Origin of the sequence: uncultured Thiodictyon sp. (assembly GCF_903828115.1) — a bacterium.
Classification (GTDB): Bacteria; Pseudomonadota; Gammaproteobacteria; order Chromatiales; family Chromatiaceae; genus Thiodictyon.
The window spans coordinates 1-16,108 of the sequence record NZ_CAIKKU010000812.1 but is presented as its reverse complement, the minus strand read 5'-3'; the positions used below and the strand labels follow the sequence as shown (position 1 = coordinate 16,108).

The window sequence follows — 16,108 nt, the reverse complement described above, 5'->3', positions numbered from 1 at the left end:
CGGTCTCTGCTCAACCCGCGCCGCCGGGGTTATCTGCGAGATCGCGCCGCACTGGGGTGCGGCGCTCCCAGGCCGGGCCGGACTGGAAGTGAGGCTTAACTTAATGGCCGTGACGCTCCTGCATAAGAATGCCGGGCGGGCGCTCCGCGTCCCGTCTGATCAATGGACGCGCAGCGCCCGCTCTTGCTCCCACGCAGGAGCGCTCATCCTTATACATAAGTGCCCGCGAGACAGCCTAACTCACTGATTTTTCGACGTATCGGCAATCTTCGCCAACAACGCAGATGCCTTTATAAACAGTTACTTACGGAGTTATGTATAACGATGAGCGCAGGAGCGTGGGAGCAAGCGTGGCTTAACCCAACGGCATCGGGTTCGTACCCAGGTGCCAGGAAGCAGAGGAATTCTCTCACAAAGGCGCAAAGACACGAAGAAGAATAGGAGATACTATGCGTGCAACCGTACCGACCCCCGCCCGTCCCGCGCGCTAATCTGTCTGTCAGGCCAAGCGACGGCCCACTGCATCGTCACTCCTGATGAGCCGCCGTCGCTTGAGAACGCCTGCCGGGGCGCCTTGAATCACAGATTCAATCGGCCTGCCCCGGCAGCCCGATCCCCCGCACGCAATAAGAGCACATCACATGACAGCGCAACAGAGATTCGTCCGCGGCCTGGCAGCCGTCGCCGCACTGATCGGTCTGGCCGGCTGTGCCGGTATGTCACAGCAGGACCAGAATACCCTGGCGGGCGCCGGTATCGGCGGCGTCGCCGGCGCGGCCCTCACGAACGGGGGCCTTGGCGGCACCCTGGGCGGGGCCGCGGTCGGCGGGCTCATCGGGCGGGTCATCACCCCGAACAATGACAACAACAGCAACCGTTACTACAACGATAACGGCCGCAACAACAGCAACGGCTATTACAACAATAATCGCCAAAACTACGACAACGGTTACTACAACAGCAACCGACAGAATAACGGCAACGGCTCCTACAACAGCAACCGCCGCAGTGACTACAACAACGCCAACCGCTGGAGCAACAACGTCGGCTGGTTCGGAAACTAGCCCAAGGCCGTCAAGTCAAGCGCGAGGCGGTCCGGCGCGGGCGTCTCGTTCCCACGCTCCTGCGTGGGAGCCAGCGTGGCTTAACTTAACCCCATTGGGAACGAGCCCCACCGCGGGCGGGCCGGCCGTAGGGTGGACAAGCGACAGCGCAGTCCATTGCACCCGGCTAACCGAGGCGATACCCCCACTCGCTATTGGACTACGGACGCACGGGGCGCTGTGCGGCACCCCGGTGGCAAACCGCGGGGTTACCGGCAGTCGGCCATGGGCGCGTCGACGATCGAGGCGTAACGCCCGTTGGTGGTGCGCACGATGACGCACTGGGAGCCCTTGCGCCAGTTGGTGTAGGAGCTGCTGCCGCCCTTTTCGCCCTTGACATATTTGTAGCCGCGCTGCCCCAGTTCAGTCTCGCCGCTGCTTCCGCGCGCGCCGACCAGGTCCTGGAGCCCCTTGGCGCCGCCCGCCCCGGGGGCGGTTTGACCGGCCGCCCCCTGCTTGTTCATCTCGTTGACGGCGATACCGCCGGCGACGACCGCGGCGGCGCCGATGGCGAGCTTCTCGGCCGTCCCCAGGCCCTTGGGTTTGGGCCCGCTGTACTCGGCGGCGGTCACATGGCGGTTCTTGACCTCGCAGGTCCAGGGGTGCTTGTTCCCGTCGACCTTGGCAAGGCCCTGCACCTTGAAGTGCAGCGCGGTGTCGCTCAGGCGCTCCGCGCTGGCGTCGCGCAGGTCGCTCAACTTGTATTCGCTGCGGATGCGGCTCTCGCAGTCGCGGATCGCGTCCTTCTCACCGTAGGCGAAGGCCGCCCCGGGCAGCGCGAGCGCCACGGCGAGCAGCAGATGGGAAGAGGCTCGGGGGGCATGGGTCCGATGCATATCAATGGGCTCCGGTTGCGGATAGGCTTGAGGGAGAACTGGACAAGGCCCCCGAAGCTGGGGGCAGCCCCGCGCACCTCAAGCGCCAGGGTCCAGGTGCCCCCGTCTCCCTCATGATCAAGCCCAGGTCCGCGACAGTCGCCCAGCGACCTTGTGGGAGCGGCTTCAGCCGCGACGGGCCGCGCGGGGACCTGAACATGGTCCGCACAGCGGACCCTACGACCCCGGCGCGGCGGTTGCTCCCGTAGGGTCCGCTGTGCGGACCGCTGCACCCACCGTAATCGCGTTCGCGCCGACGGGCGGCGTGCAGTCAGTCCCCGTACACCGCCCCGCCCGTGCCCGGTCCGACCGCCGGCGGCGCCAGCAGGTGGCGCACCAGCGGCGGCTGGGGCCCGCGATGCAGGGCCCGGATACGCCCCTGGAGCAGTCGGTCCGCCCCGCTGACCCGCTCGTGGTGGCGCAGGTGGCTGAGCCAGGTGCCCTCGACGAAATACTCGACGTAAAGACCGGGCGCGGTAGCGTCCTCCATGATCCACCAGTGGACGGCCCCGAGTCGGCGCCGCGCCTGGGCCTGCTCCGCCATCAGGGTCAGGAAGGTCGCAACGGCCGCGGGCTCGATATCGTATTGGATCATCGTCATGACCGGGCCGCGCTCCTGCGGCGTGTCCAGCCGGACCAGGGGCGCGGGCCAATGCATCGATGGCGCCAGGTCCAAGGCTTCACCCTGCCCCACCCTGACCCGCCAGGTGGCGGCCAGCGTCAGCAGGGCCAGGCCGGCGGCGATCAGCAGGGCCTCGTCGACCCCGTGCACCGAGGCAATCAGGCCCCAGATGACCGAGCCCAGGGCCATGGTGCCGAAGAACAGGGTCAGGAACAGCGACAGACCGCGCGCCCGCACCCAATTGGGCAGCGCCAGTTGGGCCGCGACCTGGAGGCTCGACAGCACGAAGATCCAGGAGACGCCCGCGAGCAGGGACGCGGCGGCCGCCGCATAGGGATTGGCGATCAGCGAGAAGGCGGCCAGCACCAGGGCGGTCAGCAGGCTGCCGACGGTGACGGTGCCGTCGGGGCCCAGGCGCGGCTGCACGCGCGGCAGCAGCAGGGCACCGAGCACCGCGCCGGCCCCCACGCAGCCCATCAGGACACCATAGAGGCTGGCGCCGCCCTCAAGCGAGGTCTTGGCGATGACCGGCAGGAGCGCCCAGTAGGCGCTGGCGGAGAGGAAGAAGGCGACCCCGCGCACCAGGGCCGCCCGCAGCGGTGCGCTGTGCAGGGCGTAGCGCAGGCCGTTGCGCAGGGCCTCCCCCAGGCCCTCGGCCGGCAGGGCGGAGCCGGCCGCGGCGGCCGGCCGCCACCAGGCCAGGGCCGCGACGATGACCAGGAAGCTCAGGGCATTGCCGGTGAAGGGTGCGGCAAAGCCCAGCCAGACGATCAGGGCCCCCGCCACGGCCGGACCGATGGCGCGGCTGACATTGACCCCCATGGAGTTGAGCGCGATGGCCGGACCCAGGATCGCCCGCGGCACCAGTTGCGGGACTATGGCCAGCCAGGCCGGGGTGATGAAGGCCGCGCCCGCGCCCAGCAGGAAGGTGAAGCACAGGAGCAGCACGGCGTTCATCCGCCCGAGCCCGACCAGGACCGCCAGGACGGCCGCCACCAGGGCCATGGCGGCGTTGACCGCGAGCAAGAGCTTGCGGCGGTCGAAGATGTCGGCCAGGGCCCCGGATGGCAGCGCCAGCAGAAAGGCCGGGGCCGTGGTCGCCACCTGCACCAGGGCCACCGTCAAGGGGTCCGGGGCCAGGGTGGTCATCAGCCAGCCGGCGCCCACGGTGTTCATCCCGGTGCCGATGTTGGAGACCACCGTGGCGGCCCAGAGCAGGGTGAAGGCGCGGTGCCTGAAGGGGTCCCAGGCCGCGGGGCCGGGACTGGGTCGGATTGCCATGGATGCGTCCGCTGGTCAGGTCGCGCCGCGCCGGGCGCGCCGCGGAAATACCGGGCCCCAGGTCCCGGTCAGGGCGCGAGTCTCCCCGGTCCGGCGCCGTGCGGCAAGTGTTTTCAGGGTATGATGGGCGCCCGTCAGCGGGGGCGGGTCGCCCGCGCGCCCGCGGGCGGCCCCCTGCCATCGCGGCGCGTCGCGCACCCGCGCACACCGTTCAACCGACGCCGGAGCCATCCGATGCATCTGTACTTGAACCAACTCCTGATCGAGCCGGCCATCTCGCTCCTGCTCGGCATTCTGATCCTGCTCATCCCCAGGTTCTTGAGCTATTTCGTGGCCATCTATCTGATCGTCATCGGCGTCCTGGGGCTGATGCGGCACCTCTGAGCCATGATCGCGCGGCTGCTCGTCGGCTACGACGGTTCGGAATCGGCCCGCGCCGCCTTTGATTTCGCCCTGGACATGGCCGGCCGGTACGGCGCCGAGCTGCACGTGCTGGCGGTCGCCCATCCGCCGGATATCGGCGAGGACCAGCAGACCGAGGTCCTCATCAACGCGGCGCGCGGCCACTATGCCCAGGCCCTGCAGGCCCTGAAGCCCAGGGTCGAGGGACTCAAGACCCGCTTCGCGGTCAAGGTGGGTCACCCGGCGGAGCAGATCCTGGGCTATGCCGAGGGTCACGGCATCGACCACATCGTCGTCGGCCACCGCGGACGCACCCTGTTCGAGCGCTGGCTGATCGGCTCCATCGCCCGCCGGGTACTCGCCTATGCCCCCTGCCCGGTGACCGTGGTGCGACCGCGGGCCTGATCGCGGCCGATCGGCGCCTTGGCCTACTGATATTGTCCGGCAGCCCCTGGCCTGCGAATCAAGTGTACTGCCCCCGGGACTGCGTGGACCACCCGTAGGGTCCGCTGCGCGGACCATGGAACTTGCAAATCCGGCATCGCACTCCACAATTGCAACCATGATCCCCCGCACACTTGAGACCCGCCTGGAACAGCGCCTGCGCCAATTCCCCGCGGTCGCCCTGCTCGGACCCCGCCAGGTCGGCAAGACCACCCTGGCCCGCGCCTGCCCGGCCGCCGCGGGCGCGCTTTATCTGGATCTTGAGAACCCGGCGGACCTCGAACGGCTCGCGGACGCCCGCGGCTATCTGGGCGCGCGCGGCGGTCTCCTGACCATCATCGACGAGGTCCAGCGCCTCCCGAGCCTCTTCCAGGTCTTGCGCGGGCTCATCGACGAGCGCATCCGGGCGGGCGAGGCCGCCGGGCAGTTCCTGCTGCTCGGGTCCGCCTCCATGGACCTCCTGCAGCAATCGAGCGAGAGCCTGGCCGGGCGCATCGCCTATCTGGAGTTGTCACCGTTCGACCTGCGCGAGGTCGACCCCGCCGACCAGTCGCGGCTCTGGACCCGCGGCGGCTTCCCGCGCAGCTTCCTCGCCGCGACCGAAGCCGACAGCGTCACCTGGCGCGCGGGCTTCATCCGCACCTATCTGGAGCGCGACATCCCCCAACTCGGGCCCCGCATCCCCGCTGAAACGCTGCGGCGGTTCTGGACCATGCTCGCCCATGCCCAGGGCGGACTGAACAACGCCGCCGAGTTGGCCCGCGCCCTTGCCGTCGATGGCAAGACCATTGCCCGCTATCTGGACCTGATGGTCGACCTGCTGCTCGTCCGGCGTCTGCCCCCCTACTTCGCGAACGTCCGCAAGCGCCTGGTCAAGTCACCCAAGGTCTATGTCCGCGACAGCGGCCTGGTCCACACCCTCCTGCGCCTGGACGACCTGGACGACCTGCTCGGACACCCGGTGGCCGGGGCCAGTTGGGAAGGCTTCGTCATCGAAACCCTGCTGCGCGCCGCCCCCGAGCGCTCCCAACCGAGCTTCTATCGGACCGCCACCGGCGCCGAGGTCGACCTGGTGCTGGAACTGCCCGGCAACCGCCTCTGGGCCATCGAGATCAAACGCGGCCTGGCCCCCAAGGTCGAACCTGGCCTGCGCACCGCCCTGGCCGATCTGAACCCCGACCGCGCCTTCCTGGTCTACGCCGGGCAGGAGCGTTATCCCAAGGGCGACGGGATCGAGGCCATCGGGGTGGGGGAACTGGCGCGGGAACTGACCGCCCTGGATGACTGAGCCGGCGGTGCGGGTGCGGCGTCCAGCGCAATTGAATTCGGGTTATTATGGAGACTGATACACAGGGTAGTTCCCCGCCATCGCATGTGTCAGCCGCATGGGGGTGATGGACACCTGAACGCGCAGCAGTGGACTTGACGGATCGAGGACCGATATGAGCGAAGACGATCATCGGGGTCGAGTAGCCCCCGCCGGCTTTCCGGCAATAGCGCGCTTGCGCTTCCGGTTGCGCGCCCTGGACCCCATCGAACTGCCGGAGTACGCGGGCTCCGCCTGGCGCGGGCTACTCGGCCACGGGCTGCGCCGCACCGTCTGCGTCACCCGCCAGCCGACCTGCGCCGGGTGCCTCCTGACCCATGCCTGCTGCTACTCCCTCCTGTTCGAGACTCCGCCCCCGCCCGGTCATGACAGCGCCGGATTCAGCGCCCTGCCCCATCCCTATGTGCTCGACATCGACCCCCGGGCGCCCCGGCACCACGCGGCGGGCGACCACCTCGACCTCGGCATCACCCTGCTCGGCACGGCCATCGACCAGGCCCCCTACCTGATTCACGCCCTGGCGAACGCCGGTCAGCTTGGGATCGGGCGGGATCATGGCCGCTTCGCGGTAGCCGCCCTGCACCGGGAGTCAGCCCCCGGGTCGGACACCTGGGTCCAGGTCTACGACCCCGGAACCGGGCAGTACCAGCAGCAACCAGCGGCCCCCCTCAACCCCCCAGCGCCGCCGGCCCCGGCCGCGACCCGACTGCACCTCAGCACCCCCTTGCGCATCAAACGCGACGGCCATTTCATCGCACCCCGCGACTTCACGCTGACCGACCTGTTGCACCCCCTCTACATCCGCTTGCTACGTCTCGCGGCCCTCTACGGCGGCCAGCCGCAGACCTTCGAGTGGTCCCGGGCCGCACCCCTGATGGACGGCCTGGCCCTGCACGACTGCCGCCTGCGCTGGCACGACTGGACCCGCTACTCCTCGCGCCAGGGCAGCCTGATGCAACTGGGCGGCCTGCTCGGAGAACTGACCATCCAGGGCCCCGCCCTGGCCGAGGTCTGGCCGGTGCTCTGGGCTGGCCAATGGACCCATGTCGGCAAGGGCACCGCGTTTGGGCTTGGGGCCTATCGCCTGCAAGCGGCGGATGGTCGTTCAGATGCGACACCTGCTTGATTGGGGCTCAGCACGACAAGCTTTTCGTGCGCCGCGGATGCCGTCCGCGCGGGTGATGATACCTGTCACACCCGCCAACTGACCAATCGATTCTCAACGCCCCACGCAGATGACACAAGACGGAGAACGCATGTGAGAAAGCCCAACCAAGCCGCCCCGCTGGACGCCGCCCGAGCCGCTTGGGCGGCGGGCGGCGGGCAGTCTGATGGCCACACCTGGCGGACTTTGCCCTGCAAACTCGTAACGCCGCTCTATGGCGGTGGAGTACGGCCCGGCCAGGTGGATGAAACGTTGCCGGTCCGTGTCGCTGGAATCCGCGGTCAATTGCGTTATTGGTGGCGTATTGCCTGCGGCCCCATCCCGACCTCAGCAGCCCTGACGCAAGGCGAATCAGAGGCGATGTTCCAGCGTGAAGTCGCGATCTGGGGCGGGATTGCCAGTACTGGCCCGACGACAAGCAAGGTGGCCGTGCGTGTCGACAAGGTCGTCGGCATGAACGTTGCGCCCGCTTTCGTCTACACGCCGAATCACAAGAAGGCGGGAGAGTTTAGAACCATGCCCGAGGTGGCTGGCTGGGCGGAGGGCTACGCCCTGTTCCCGGCACAGGGCAAACTGACCCCCGACAAGCGCCATCAGGAGATCCCGCCGCACCGCCTGGCGCTGGCGAACCTGGGTTTCTCGCTGCGCCTGCGCTTGCATCCCGACCTGACCGAAACCGAACGCCATGAGATCGAAACGGCGCTGCGCTGGTGGGCAAGCTTTGGCGGGGTCGGTGCGCGTACCCGGCGCGGATTGGGGGCCGTCAAGGTCGAGGGTCTGGCGCCGGTAACGGAAACTGAAGTCGCCGACCGCGGCGGTCGACTCCTGCTGAGAGCAGCGGACACGACCTCCGACCATGCCTGGAAAATGAGTGTCGGTCGACTCAAAGATTTTCGCCAAAAGCTTGACCTGGGCCGTAACCTGCCAGCGCCGGGCTCGCAAAGTCCCGCCGGGCGTAGCCGCTGGCCCGAGGCCGATGAGATCCGCCGCCAGACCGGACGGCACGCGCCCAAGCATACGCCTAAGGATGGCGTCGATGGCGTTTACCCGCGCGCGGCGTTCGGCCTGCCGATCGTGTTTCACTTCAAGGACGAGAACATCGGCGATCCGTCGCAGCAACTGTTGGTGCCGGCCGGTTTGGACCGCATGGCCAGCCCGCTGATCCTGCGTCCGTATTGGAATGGCCGACAGTGGCATCCGGCGGCCTTGCTGCTACCTGGATGGGAGCAAGCCTTGCGCGTGCGGGTCGATTTCGGCACTGGTCCATCGCAACCCGCCTGGCCCGCCGATCCCAGTGAACGTCGGACCCTGGCCGACCAAATCAAACCCATGCAGGGACGCGGCACCGATCCGCTGACCGCCTTCATGGACTACTTCGAGAAGGGATGACTATGACGCGCTATCTCATCACCCTATCATTGGGACCGGTACAAAGCCTGATCGAGGCCGCCCGCCGAACCCGCGACCTTTGGTGCGGCTCCTGGCTGTTGTCGGAGGCGGCGCGGGCGGCAGCGCTGGTGCTCCATGCGCAGCAACCCGGTTGCCTGATCTTCCCTTGCCCGGTCGACCCGGAGGAGTTGCAACCCCGGCAAGAACCGGGGGACGACGCCAACATCGCCAACATACTGCGTGCCGAGGTATTGCTGCCGGACGAAAGGGCGGCCCGCGACCTGTGCGCCCGCGCCAAGGCCGCTGCCGCCGCGCGTCTGGCGGACTTGGGCGCCGCGGCACGCGATAAGCTGGCGATCCCGCTCCGCACCGGGGTTTGGGAGGCACAGATCGACGACATCCTGGAAGGCTTCGCCGCCTGGTCCGCGGTCCCCGCGACACCCGATGCCTACGCCCCGGCCAGCGAGCGCTTGGGCGCGACCCTTGCCGCTCGCAAGGCAACCCGCGATTGCCGGCCCTGCGGGCCACTCACGGCGGAAGGATTGCCGAAGTCCTCGCTGGACGGCGCGCTGGAAACAGTTCTGCCGGAGCACTGGGGCGAACAGCATCGCGCCCGGCGCCAACTCGGCCTGTCGCGCGGCGAACAACTCGACGCATTGGGCGTCATGAAGCGTCTGGCGGGTCGTCCGGAACAGTTCACCCCCTATTCGCGCATCGCCGCCGACCCCTGGATTCGCGCACTGGCGACGGACCAGCAGCAGGACCTCCGGCAGGCTTACGAGCCGCTGGTTGGTATGGAATTGGCGACACGGGTCAGCGGGAACCAGGGCTGCTACGCGGCCCTGCCCTACGACGCCCAGATGCTCTACGACTTTCGACTCGAAAACGCCCTGTCCGCGAAGGGCGCGGAGGCCCTCGCTCCACACGAGCGTGAAAAATTGCTGGCGTTGCGCGAAGTTCTCACTGAGACCGTTCGCGCCCGAGGCGCGCCGGTGCCCTATGCCGCCATCCTCAAGGCCGACGGCGACCGCATGGGTGAACTCCTGTCGCGCGCCGACAGCGCCGACCGCTCACGGGACATCTCCCGCCGCCTGCACAGCTTCGCATCCTTGGTGCGCCGGATCGTGCGTGACCACCGAGGTCACGCCATCTATGCCGGGGGCGACGATGTGCTGGCGTTGGTCCCCTTGACCGATGCGATGCCCTGCGCGCGCGCTTTGGCCGATGCCTTCCATGCCGCGCTCGCACCGGTGGCGGTTGAACTCAAGCTGGAGCCCAAACATCACCCCACACTCTCCGTCGGACTGGGCATCGGCCACCTGATGGAGCCGCTCGGCACCCTGCGCGAACGCGCCAATCGCGCCGAAAAGGTCGCCAAGGGCGATGGTCGCGGGAACGACAAAACACGCAACGCCCTGGCCATTGTGCTGGGTATCCGCTCGGGCGGTGAACTGGAATGGCGGGCGCAATGGCACGATGACGCCGCCTTTGCGGCACTGACCGGCTTTACCGATGCCTACCGCGACGGCCAACTTCCGACTCGCGCGGCCTATGATATGCGCGGCATCGACCGGCGTCTGGCCTGGCTGCGTAAGGACAGGGGGGCGACTGCTGGTGGAATGCGGGCGGCAGAGGTCGCGCGGATGCTCGACCGGGCGCGCACCGAGGGCGGCACCAGGATCCTGACCCCGCCGATCCGGGAACTGATCCTCGCACGCGCCCGGGGCGAATCCCTGGCCGAACTGGCCGACACCCTGATCCTGGCCCGTTGGTTGTCCGCCCGCACTGCCGCCGACCTGGGAGAACGCGCATGAGCAAGCCACCGAGAAGGTCAAGCGTCCGATACGACAAGCGTAAGTCGGCATCCTCTGCTGCGACTCCTCCTCTGGTCGTGGCCACCACGCGACCGGAATCTCGCCCAACAGCAGCCGCGCCGACCGTCGAACCCACGCGGGTGGTCAGCCTGGAACCACTGGCCCCGATCATCGTGCGCTCGGGTCGTCCCTTCGACTTCCAGGCGGGCGCCGATCCGGCCCGCTTCCCGCCGCCCTCGACCCTCGCCGGCTGTCTGCGCACCGCCTGGGCGCGGGCGACCGGCCAGGACTTTGGGCTCGCACTGGCCGAACTCCCGGTCGCCGGCCCCTTGTTGGCCTGCCCGGACGCCAGCGGCAAGCTGCGGCTGCTCGTCCCCAAACCGGCCGACGCGATCTACCGCGGCCACGGCGATGAGGCCCGCTGCCTGCGTGCTGAGCCCCAGCCCTTCCCGCCCGGCACCGGGTCGGATTTGCCGGAGGGACTGCTGCCAGTGCGTCTCCCGCCGGGGGAACGCGGCAAGGGCGGAGCGGGACCGGCCTGGTGGGACTGCGGCCATTTGTTGGACTTTCGTCAGGGCCGCATACCGTCCCACAAAGAGCTGACTGAACGAGGCTGGTCGCCCCCGTCCGGTGACCTGCGCACTCATGTCGCCATTGATTCCGGCACCCTGGCCGCTGACCCCGGCCGTCTGTTTCAGACCGAGGGGCTGGATCTGGAAACGACCAACCCCTGGTTGAAAGAGCACCGGCCTGGGTCCGGACTACGCCTGTTGGCACGCTGCGGTGAGCCACTCCCAGCGGGCCTGGTGCACCTGGGCGGAGAGCGTCGGCTGGCCGCCTTGTACCCCGAGCCCGAAACCACCTGGCCCGTACCGCCTCCGGGATGGTTCGAGCGGATGACCAAGGCCGGCGGACTGACCCTCACCCTGCTGACTCCGGCAAGCTTCGCCGCGGGTTATCGTCCCGGCTGGGTCGCCGACGACTGGCAGGGAGCACCACCGGTCGCGCCCGCTCTGAGCCTGCGTTTGATTGCGGCGGCGCTCGAGCGCTGGCAGCCCCATTCCGGCTGGGACCTGGCCCGGCGGCAACCACGCCCCACCCGCAAGCTCGTCGGCGCCGGGGCGACCTATTGGTTCCGCCTCATCGGCACACCTGACCCGCAGGCACTCGCTTCACTCTGGCTGACCAGCCTATGCGATGCCGAACAGGACCGGCGCGACGGCTTCGGTCTGGCCCTCCCGGCGCCCTGGTCCCCGCCACCCGCCTGAGCGCCGGCGCCACCGGTCAAGACCCATTTGCCCACAGGACGACACCATGCAACCCAGACTCTTCCATCTTCACGCACTCTCCGCCCTGCATTGCGGCACCGGCCAGTCGACCGGTGTCGTAGACCTGCCGATCGCCCGGGCCCGCGCGACGCAACTGCCCATTGTCCCCGGTTCATCGCTGCGCGGCGTATTGCGTCAACAGGTAACTGAACACCACCCGGAGGCCGCACCGCTCTTGTTCGGCCCCCAGAGCATTGACGGCAAGACCGACTCCTTTGCCGGCGCCCTGGCGGTCGGGGATGCCCACCTGCTGACACTCCCGGTGCGCGCCCTGGCCGGTATCGTCTGTTTCGCCAGTTCGCCCTTCATCCTGCGCCGCTACGCTCAGGACTTGGCGCGCACTGGGTACGACGCACCCCCACTCCCCCCCGCGCAGGGAGGCGAGACGGCGCTTGTGGCCGCGGACTCGGTCAACCTGCTCGACGACAAGCTCGTGCTGGAGGACCTGGATTTGACGGCCCGAGGGGATAAGGATGTCACCGCTTGGGCCGAGACGATCGCCCGCACCCTGCACCCCTCTGACGCTGATGGGCAGAGGGACTTCATTCAACGCTTCGCGCTGCTGCCCGACGATATCTTCGGCTTCCTCGCCGAGACCGCAACCGAGGTTCGTGCCCGCATCGCCATCGACGAGAGGACCGGTACGGTCAAGAAAGGCGCGCTCTGGTACGAGGAAAACCTCCCCGCCGAGTCGGTCCTGTGGGGCCTGTTTGCCCTCTCGGGGTCAAATGACCGCAACGACCGGCGCACCGCAAACGATCTGGCCCCCTGTCTGCCTGCGACCGGGACCTTGCTGCAACTCGGCGGCAAGGCGGGGGTCGGACGCGGCTTGGTTCGCCTTGTGACGGCGCAGGTGACGCAATGACCAGGATTCGCACCCATGCGGTTGCCACCGCTGCCTTTGACCAGGTCGAGAAGCGCCGCGACCTGTCGGCGAGGAAAAAATACGGCGCGCTCGCCCACAAGCTGCCGGGCATGATCCTGCAGAACGGTCTGGCACAGGCCACCGGCTTTCTTTTGGCGAAAGACGGGGATGAGCATCGGGCGCTGCTCGATGACCTCGGGGCCGTCCTGCGCGCCGGGGGGACACTCGACGCGCCTGACCGTACCGCGCTGCATAGCGCCATCATTCGGGCCAACCTCGTCCAGACGCTCAAACTGACCCGCCATGCCCTGGAGGCATCGGCCTGGATCAAGCGCTATGTCCAAGGGGTCTTGCGCGTGGATGCCACCGGAGAGACTTTGACCGAGGAACCCACGTCATGACCACGGCCCTGATGCGCGAGACCCTGCGCCCGCTCTATACAAAGGCCCGGAATGCCCACCCCGGACTCCTGATTCAGCGCGGCCTGGAGGTGCATGACGCGGACAACAAGGAGGCGAAGACCAGGCACCTCACCCGCGTCTGCGCGATCCCAACCGGCGCTTTCTATCAGAACGCCTACCACCGCTGGAAACGCGCCACTGCTGACGCCATGCGCTTTAATCAAGCCGAATTGGCGCTGGAAACCCGCCTCTTCATCGGCCTCTCCGGCGCCGGTATGCTGGAGACCGGCTGTGCCATCAGCCACAGCTACGGCGCCCCCTATATCCCCGGCTCCAGCGTCAAGGGCGTCGTCAAGGCGCATGTCCGCGCCAGCGCATTCGGTGATCAACACCCGGAGGTTTTTGCCGAACTTTTCGGCGCCGACGCCGATCCGCAGGGCAACTATCCCAATGGACTGTCGGGCTTGGTGACTTTCCACGACGCCTGGTGGGTACCCGGCTCCGCCGACAAGCCCCTGGTCGAGGAAATCGTGACCACCCACCACCTGGAGTATTACGGTCAGGAGGGTCGCGTCCCCGCCACCGACTTCGACAGCCCCATCCCCAACGCCCAGATTGCGGTCCAGGGGGCATTCCTCTTCGTGCTCGAAGGCGAGCCGGCCTGGCGGGACCTGGCCCGCCAGATGCTGATTGCCGCACTCGCCGATCGCGGTATCGGCGCCAAGACCCGCACCGGTTACGGCCTGTTCGACCCGCGACCGCGCGTGCCCGCGGAACCGACCTGCCCCTGGGTCGATGAGACCATTGCCGCACTCACTATCAAGAACAAAGCGAAAGACGAGGAAACCCTACGGGGCAAGGCATTGGCAGAGGAATGGGCCAAGCTCACCGATCCCGTCATCAAAGCGGCGGCGCTGGCGGATATCCGGTCACGTTTGCAGGCGCATGGGTGGTGGCAAGAACCGCAGGGCAAGTCAGCAAAGCAGGCCAAGGCGGTCTATACCACCGATACCCCGCCAGACTAGGCCGCCGGAATCTGCGATGGGACCCGTCCATGACCGACCCCACCCACCTCTGCCTGGTCTCCGCCCAGCCCACCCCCAACCTCACCCCGCTCCTGGACCCGGGGCTGGCGCCGCGCCGGGTCATCCTCCTGGTCAGCCCCGACATGAGCCGACGGGCGGAGATGTCCGCATCTTCGGCAGCATGGCGCGAGACGACGCCGATCCCCAGTGAGAAACACCTATGTCCAAAGTCTTGCTGACATTTCTAGGCCGGGTCCCGAAGGGCGAGCGCGGTTACCGCACCACCCGCTATGACTTCGGCGACGGCAGTGACGAGCCCCCAACCGCCTTTTTCGGCTGGTCACTGCAACGCCGCTTGAACCCCGACCGCCTGGTCATCCTCGGCACGCCGGGAAGCATGTGGGATCACCTCTTCGAGGACGACGCCGCTTTTGGTGATGCCGACGATGCCGCGATGGAACTGCTCGGCGCGGTCGAAGAAAAGCGCGTCACCCCCGCGCACCTGGCACCGCTGGAGTCCCTGCTGAGCGCGCGTCTGGGTTGCGAAGTCTGCCTCGCCCTCATCCCGTACGCCCGCGACAGCGCGGAACAGGTCGAGTTGCTGCGCATCATGGCGGACCACGTTGGTCCGGGCGACCGCGTCGATTTGGACGTGACCCACGGCTTTCGCCACCTCCCCATGCTCGCCATCCTCGCTGCCCTGCACCTACGCAGTGTGCGCGGTGCGGACATCGGCGACATCTGGTACGGAGCCTTTGACCCGGACAGCGGCGAGGCCCCGGTGCATGACCTGGCTGGTCTGTTGCACATCGCCGACTGGCTACAGGCACTGCACACCTACGACAAAGATGGGGACTATGGGGCCTTCGCGCCCCTCCTCGGCCCCGCCGGTACCTTGCTTGACGAGGCCGCGTTCTTTGAGCGGACCAGCAACCCGGTCAAGGCCCGCGAAAAACTCACCACCTGGTCGGGACGTGCCGACCGCTTTCCATCAGACGACCCCGCCGTGGCGCTATTCAGCGACGCGCTCAACAGCCGTGTCAGTTGGTATCGGGGCAGCGCGCGGGCCGATTGGGAGCGCACCCTCGCCCAGCAGTACATGGACCGCCAGGACTACCTGCGCGCGGCGATTTACGCCCAAGAGTCGGCGATTACTGCCAAGGTGGCCAGAGATCGCGGAAACATCAACGATTATCAGTTCCGGGACGAGGCCCGCGCGGAACTAAAGTCCGACACCTCATTCTGGATCCTGAGCCAACTGCGCAACGCCCTGGCCCACGGGGTACGGCCTACGGATGCGAGGATACTCAAGATCATCAGCACCAGAGAGATGCTGGACAGCACCCTGCGCGACCTGCTGCGGAAACTCTCATAAATGAACAGATCGATCCGGTCACAGACCGCTGGTGATCCACAGGTGCCCCAGGTCCACTCGGGCTCAGCCGGGATGGAGTGACATGCAAGCTGTTCGATTGACTGCCGTGGTGGGCCCCGACCGCTGCCTGCGCATCGAGATCCCCGAGGAGATACCGCTCGGGGAGGTCGAGGTGATCGTGTTGGCAACTCAACCGCCTGGGGTCCGGGTCGGGCAGACCCTGAGCGAACTCTTCGCCGCACTCGATCGGATGCCGCGCAAGCGCCTGACCAAGGAAGAGGTGGATTCCTACCTTGCCGCAGAACGGACGAGCTGGGATTAACCTCAGGCCCTCAACGACACCGAATTCAACCACTTCGCCCGCCATACCCTACAGGTCATGAAATGGCTTGAGCCATAACGCCGCATCGTCACTAGTACCCCGTTTCAGCTTATCTTGCGTATCGACCCCAACGGGGTCGAACATACCAGCCCAGGGCAACGCCCTGGGTATGGGTTATCGCAGACCTTAGCCCTGAAAGGGCGTGACATAACGGCGCGGTTCCTTAGGCGATTTCTGAGTAAAAGTTTCCCGCTTTTTGGGATAGAATATTGGCACTGGCAGATTTCCTCCGCGGCGCAGGAAAGCGACAACAATAGGCACTTGGGAGGCTGCGATTCAGCGGGTTGCAGGATTCGCCACCCGCCTCAAT

General features: G+C 67.4%; 16 protein-coding genes. 14 read left to right on the top strand and 2 right to left on the bottom strand.

Annotated features, from left to right (window positions below; all coding sequences use genetic code 11):
• The first annotated feature begins 641 nt into the window (after nt 1-641).
• Complete coding sequence (locus QZY48_RS29955; protein WP_295437509.1) at nt 642-1,064, top strand: hypothetical protein; 423 nt, start codon at nt 642-644, stop codon at nt 1,062-1,064.
• Nucleotides 1,065-1,312: 248 nt separating this feature from the next.
• Here QZY48_RS29955 and QZY48_RS29950 read toward each other — a convergent pair whose 3' ends face one another.
• Both QZY48_RS29950 and QZY48_RS29945 read right to left on the bottom strand, forming a co-directional pair.
• Nucleotides 1,313-1,939 (bottom strand): hypothetical protein, encoded by a 627-nt coding sequence (locus QZY48_RS29950; RefSeq protein ID WP_295437508.1) that lies wholly within the window; start codon nt 1,937-1,939, stop codon nt 1,313-1,315.
• Nucleotides 1,940-2,249: 310 nt separating this feature from the next.
• Nucleotides 2,250-3,881, bottom strand: a complete 1,632-nt coding sequence (locus QZY48_RS29945) for an MFS transporter (protein ID WP_295437505.1) — start codon at nt 3,879-3,881, stop codon at nt 2,250-2,252.
• A 234-nt stretch (nt 3,882-4,115) separates the two neighbouring features.
• Here QZY48_RS29945 and QZY48_RS29940 point away from each other — a divergent pair, with 234 nt between their 5' ends.
• The 13 genes from QZY48_RS29940 to QZY48_RS29880 all read left to right on the top strand — a co-directional run bounded on the left by QZY48_RS29940 (nt 4,116) and on the right by QZY48_RS29880 (nt 15,738).
• Entirely contained in the window at nt 4,116-4,265 is a 150-nt protein-coding gene (locus tag QZY48_RS29940; RefSeq protein WP_295437503.1) for a DUF3096 domain-containing protein, read from the top strand.
• Between the two features lie 3 nt (nt 4,266-4,268).
• Nucleotides 4,269-4,688: a universal stress protein gene (locus QZY48_RS29935; protein WP_295437500.1), complete on the top strand. Its 420-nt coding sequence runs from the start codon at nt 4,269-4,271 to the stop codon at nt 4,686-4,688.
• Between the two features lie 157 nt (nt 4,689-4,845).
• Nucleotides 4,846-6,015: an ATP-binding protein gene (locus QZY48_RS29930; protein WP_295437497.1), complete on the top strand. Its 1,170-nt coding sequence runs from the start codon at nt 4,846-4,848 to the stop codon at nt 6,013-6,015.
• A 154-nt stretch (nt 6,016-6,169) separates the two neighbouring features.
• Entirely contained in the window at nt 6,170-7,180 is a 1,011-nt protein-coding gene (gene cas6 / locus QZY48_RS29925) for a CRISPR system precrRNA processing endoribonuclease RAMP protein Cas6 (protein ID WP_295437494.1), read from the top strand.
• 132 nt (nt 7,181-7,312) lie between these two features.
• Nucleotides 7,313-8,608, top strand: coding sequence for a type III-B CRISPR module RAMP protein Cmr1 (gene cmr1 / locus QZY48_RS29920; RefSeq protein ID WP_295437492.1), 1,296 nt, complete (start codon nt 7,313-7,315; stop codon nt 8,606-8,608).
• Nucleotides 8,605-10,422, top strand: a complete 1,818-nt coding sequence (gene cas10 / locus QZY48_RS29915) for a type III-B CRISPR-associated protein Cas10/Cmr2 (RefSeq protein ID WP_295437491.1) — start codon at nt 8,605-8,607, stop codon at nt 10,420-10,422. Before cmr1 ends, cas10 begins: the two co-directional genes overlap by 4 nt.
• 140 nt (nt 10,423-10,562) lie before the next feature.
• A complete protein-coding gene (locus tag QZY48_RS29910) occupies nt 10,563-11,690 on the top strand; it encodes a type III-B CRISPR module-associated Cmr3 family protein (RefSeq protein ID WP_295437490.1) in 1,128 nt (375 codons plus the stop codon).
• Between the two features lie 46 nt (nt 11,691-11,736).
• The gene (gene cmr4, locus QZY48_RS29905) at nt 11,737-12,615 is read left to right on the top strand and encodes a type III-B CRISPR module RAMP protein Cmr4 (protein WP_295437489.1); all 879 of its coding nucleotides are present in this window, start codon (nt 11,737-11,739) and stop codon (nt 12,613-12,615) included.
• On the top strand, nt 12,612-13,016 hold the full coding sequence (cmr5, locus tag QZY48_RS29900; RefSeq protein ID WP_295437487.1) for a type III-B CRISPR module-associated protein Cmr5: 405 nt from the start codon (nt 12,612-12,614) through the stop codon (nt 13,014-13,016). The genes cmr4 and cmr5 overlap by 4 nt, the downstream gene beginning before the upstream one ends.
• Nucleotides 13,013-14,041, top strand: a complete 1,029-nt coding sequence (gene cmr6 / locus QZY48_RS29895; RefSeq protein WP_295437485.1) for a type III-B CRISPR module RAMP protein Cmr6 — start codon at nt 13,013-13,015, stop codon at nt 14,039-14,041. Before cmr5 ends, cmr6 begins: the two co-directional genes overlap by 4 nt.
• A 29-nt stretch (nt 14,042-14,070) precedes the next feature.
• Nucleotides 14,071-14,280, top strand: a complete 210-nt coding sequence (locus tag QZY48_RS29890; RefSeq protein ID WP_295437483.1) for a hypothetical protein — start codon at nt 14,071-14,073, stop codon at nt 14,278-14,280.
• Nucleotides 14,262-15,416, top strand: coding sequence for a TIGR02221 family CRISPR-associated protein (gene csx2 / locus QZY48_RS29885; RefSeq protein ID WP_295437480.1), 1,155 nt, complete (start codon nt 14,262-14,264; stop codon nt 15,414-15,416). Before QZY48_RS29890 ends, csx2 begins: the two co-directional genes overlap by 19 nt.
• Nucleotides 15,417-15,498: 82 nt before the next feature.
• On the top strand, nt 15,499-15,738 hold the full coding sequence (locus QZY48_RS29880) for a hypothetical protein (protein WP_295437478.1): 240 nt from the start codon (nt 15,499-15,501) through the stop codon (nt 15,736-15,738).
• The last annotated feature ends 370 nt before the right edge of the window (nt 15,739-16,108 follow it).

What these genes read in the sequence shown, in the direction of transcription:
- cmr5 (WP_295437487.1), top strand. Translation starts at nt 12,612, where the DNA reads ATGACCAGGATTCGCACCCATGCGGTTGCCACCGCTGCCTTTGACCAG.
- cmr6 (WP_295437485.1), top strand. Translation starts at nt 13,013, where the DNA reads ATGACCACGGCCCTGATGCGCGAGACCCTGCGCCCGCTCTATACAAAG.
- QZY48_RS29890 (WP_295437483.1), top strand. Translation starts at nt 14,071, where the DNA reads ATGACCGACCCCACCCACCTCTGCCTGGTCTCCGCCCAGCCCACCCCC.
- QZY48_RS29880 (WP_295437478.1), top strand. Translation starts at nt 15,499, where the DNA reads ATGCAAGCTGTTCGATTGACTGCCGTGGTGGGCCCCGACCGCTGCCTG.
- cas6 (WP_295437494.1), top strand. Translation starts at nt 6,170, where the DNA reads ATGAGCGAAGACGATCATCGGGGTCGAGTAGCCCCCGCCGGCTTTCCG.
- cas10 (WP_295437491.1), top strand. Translation starts at nt 8,605, where the DNA reads ATGACTATGACGCGCTATCTCATCACCCTATCATTGGGACCGGTACAA.
- QZY48_RS29930 (WP_295437497.1), top strand. Translation starts at nt 4,846, where the DNA reads ATGATCCCCCGCACACTTGAGACCCGCCTGGAACAGCGCCTGCGCCAA.
- QZY48_RS29940 (WP_295437503.1), top strand. Translation starts at nt 4,116, where the DNA reads ATGCATCTGTACTTGAACCAACTCCTGATCGAGCCGGCCATCTCGCTC.
- QZY48_RS29950 (WP_295437508.1), bottom strand. Translation starts at nt 1,939, where the DNA reads ATGCATCGGACCCATGCCCCCCGAGCCTCTTCCCATCTGCTGCTCGCC.
- csx2 (WP_295437480.1), top strand. Translation starts at nt 14,262, where the DNA reads ATGTCCAAAGTCTTGCTGACATTTCTAGGCCGGGTCCCGAAGGGCGAG.
- cmr4 (WP_295437489.1), top strand. Translation starts at nt 11,737, where the DNA reads ATGCAACCCAGACTCTTCCATCTTCACGCACTCTCCGCCCTGCATTGC.
- QZY48_RS29945 (WP_295437505.1), bottom strand. Translation starts at nt 3,881, where the DNA reads ATGGCAATCCGACCCAGTCCCGGCCCCGCGGCCTGGGACCCCTTCAGG.
- QZY48_RS29955 (WP_295437509.1), top strand. Translation starts at nt 642, where the DNA reads ATGACAGCGCAACAGAGATTCGTCCGCGGCCTGGCAGCCGTCGCCGCA.
- QZY48_RS29935 (WP_295437500.1), top strand. Translation starts at nt 4,269, where the DNA reads ATGATCGCGCGGCTGCTCGTCGGCTACGACGGTTCGGAATCGGCCCGC.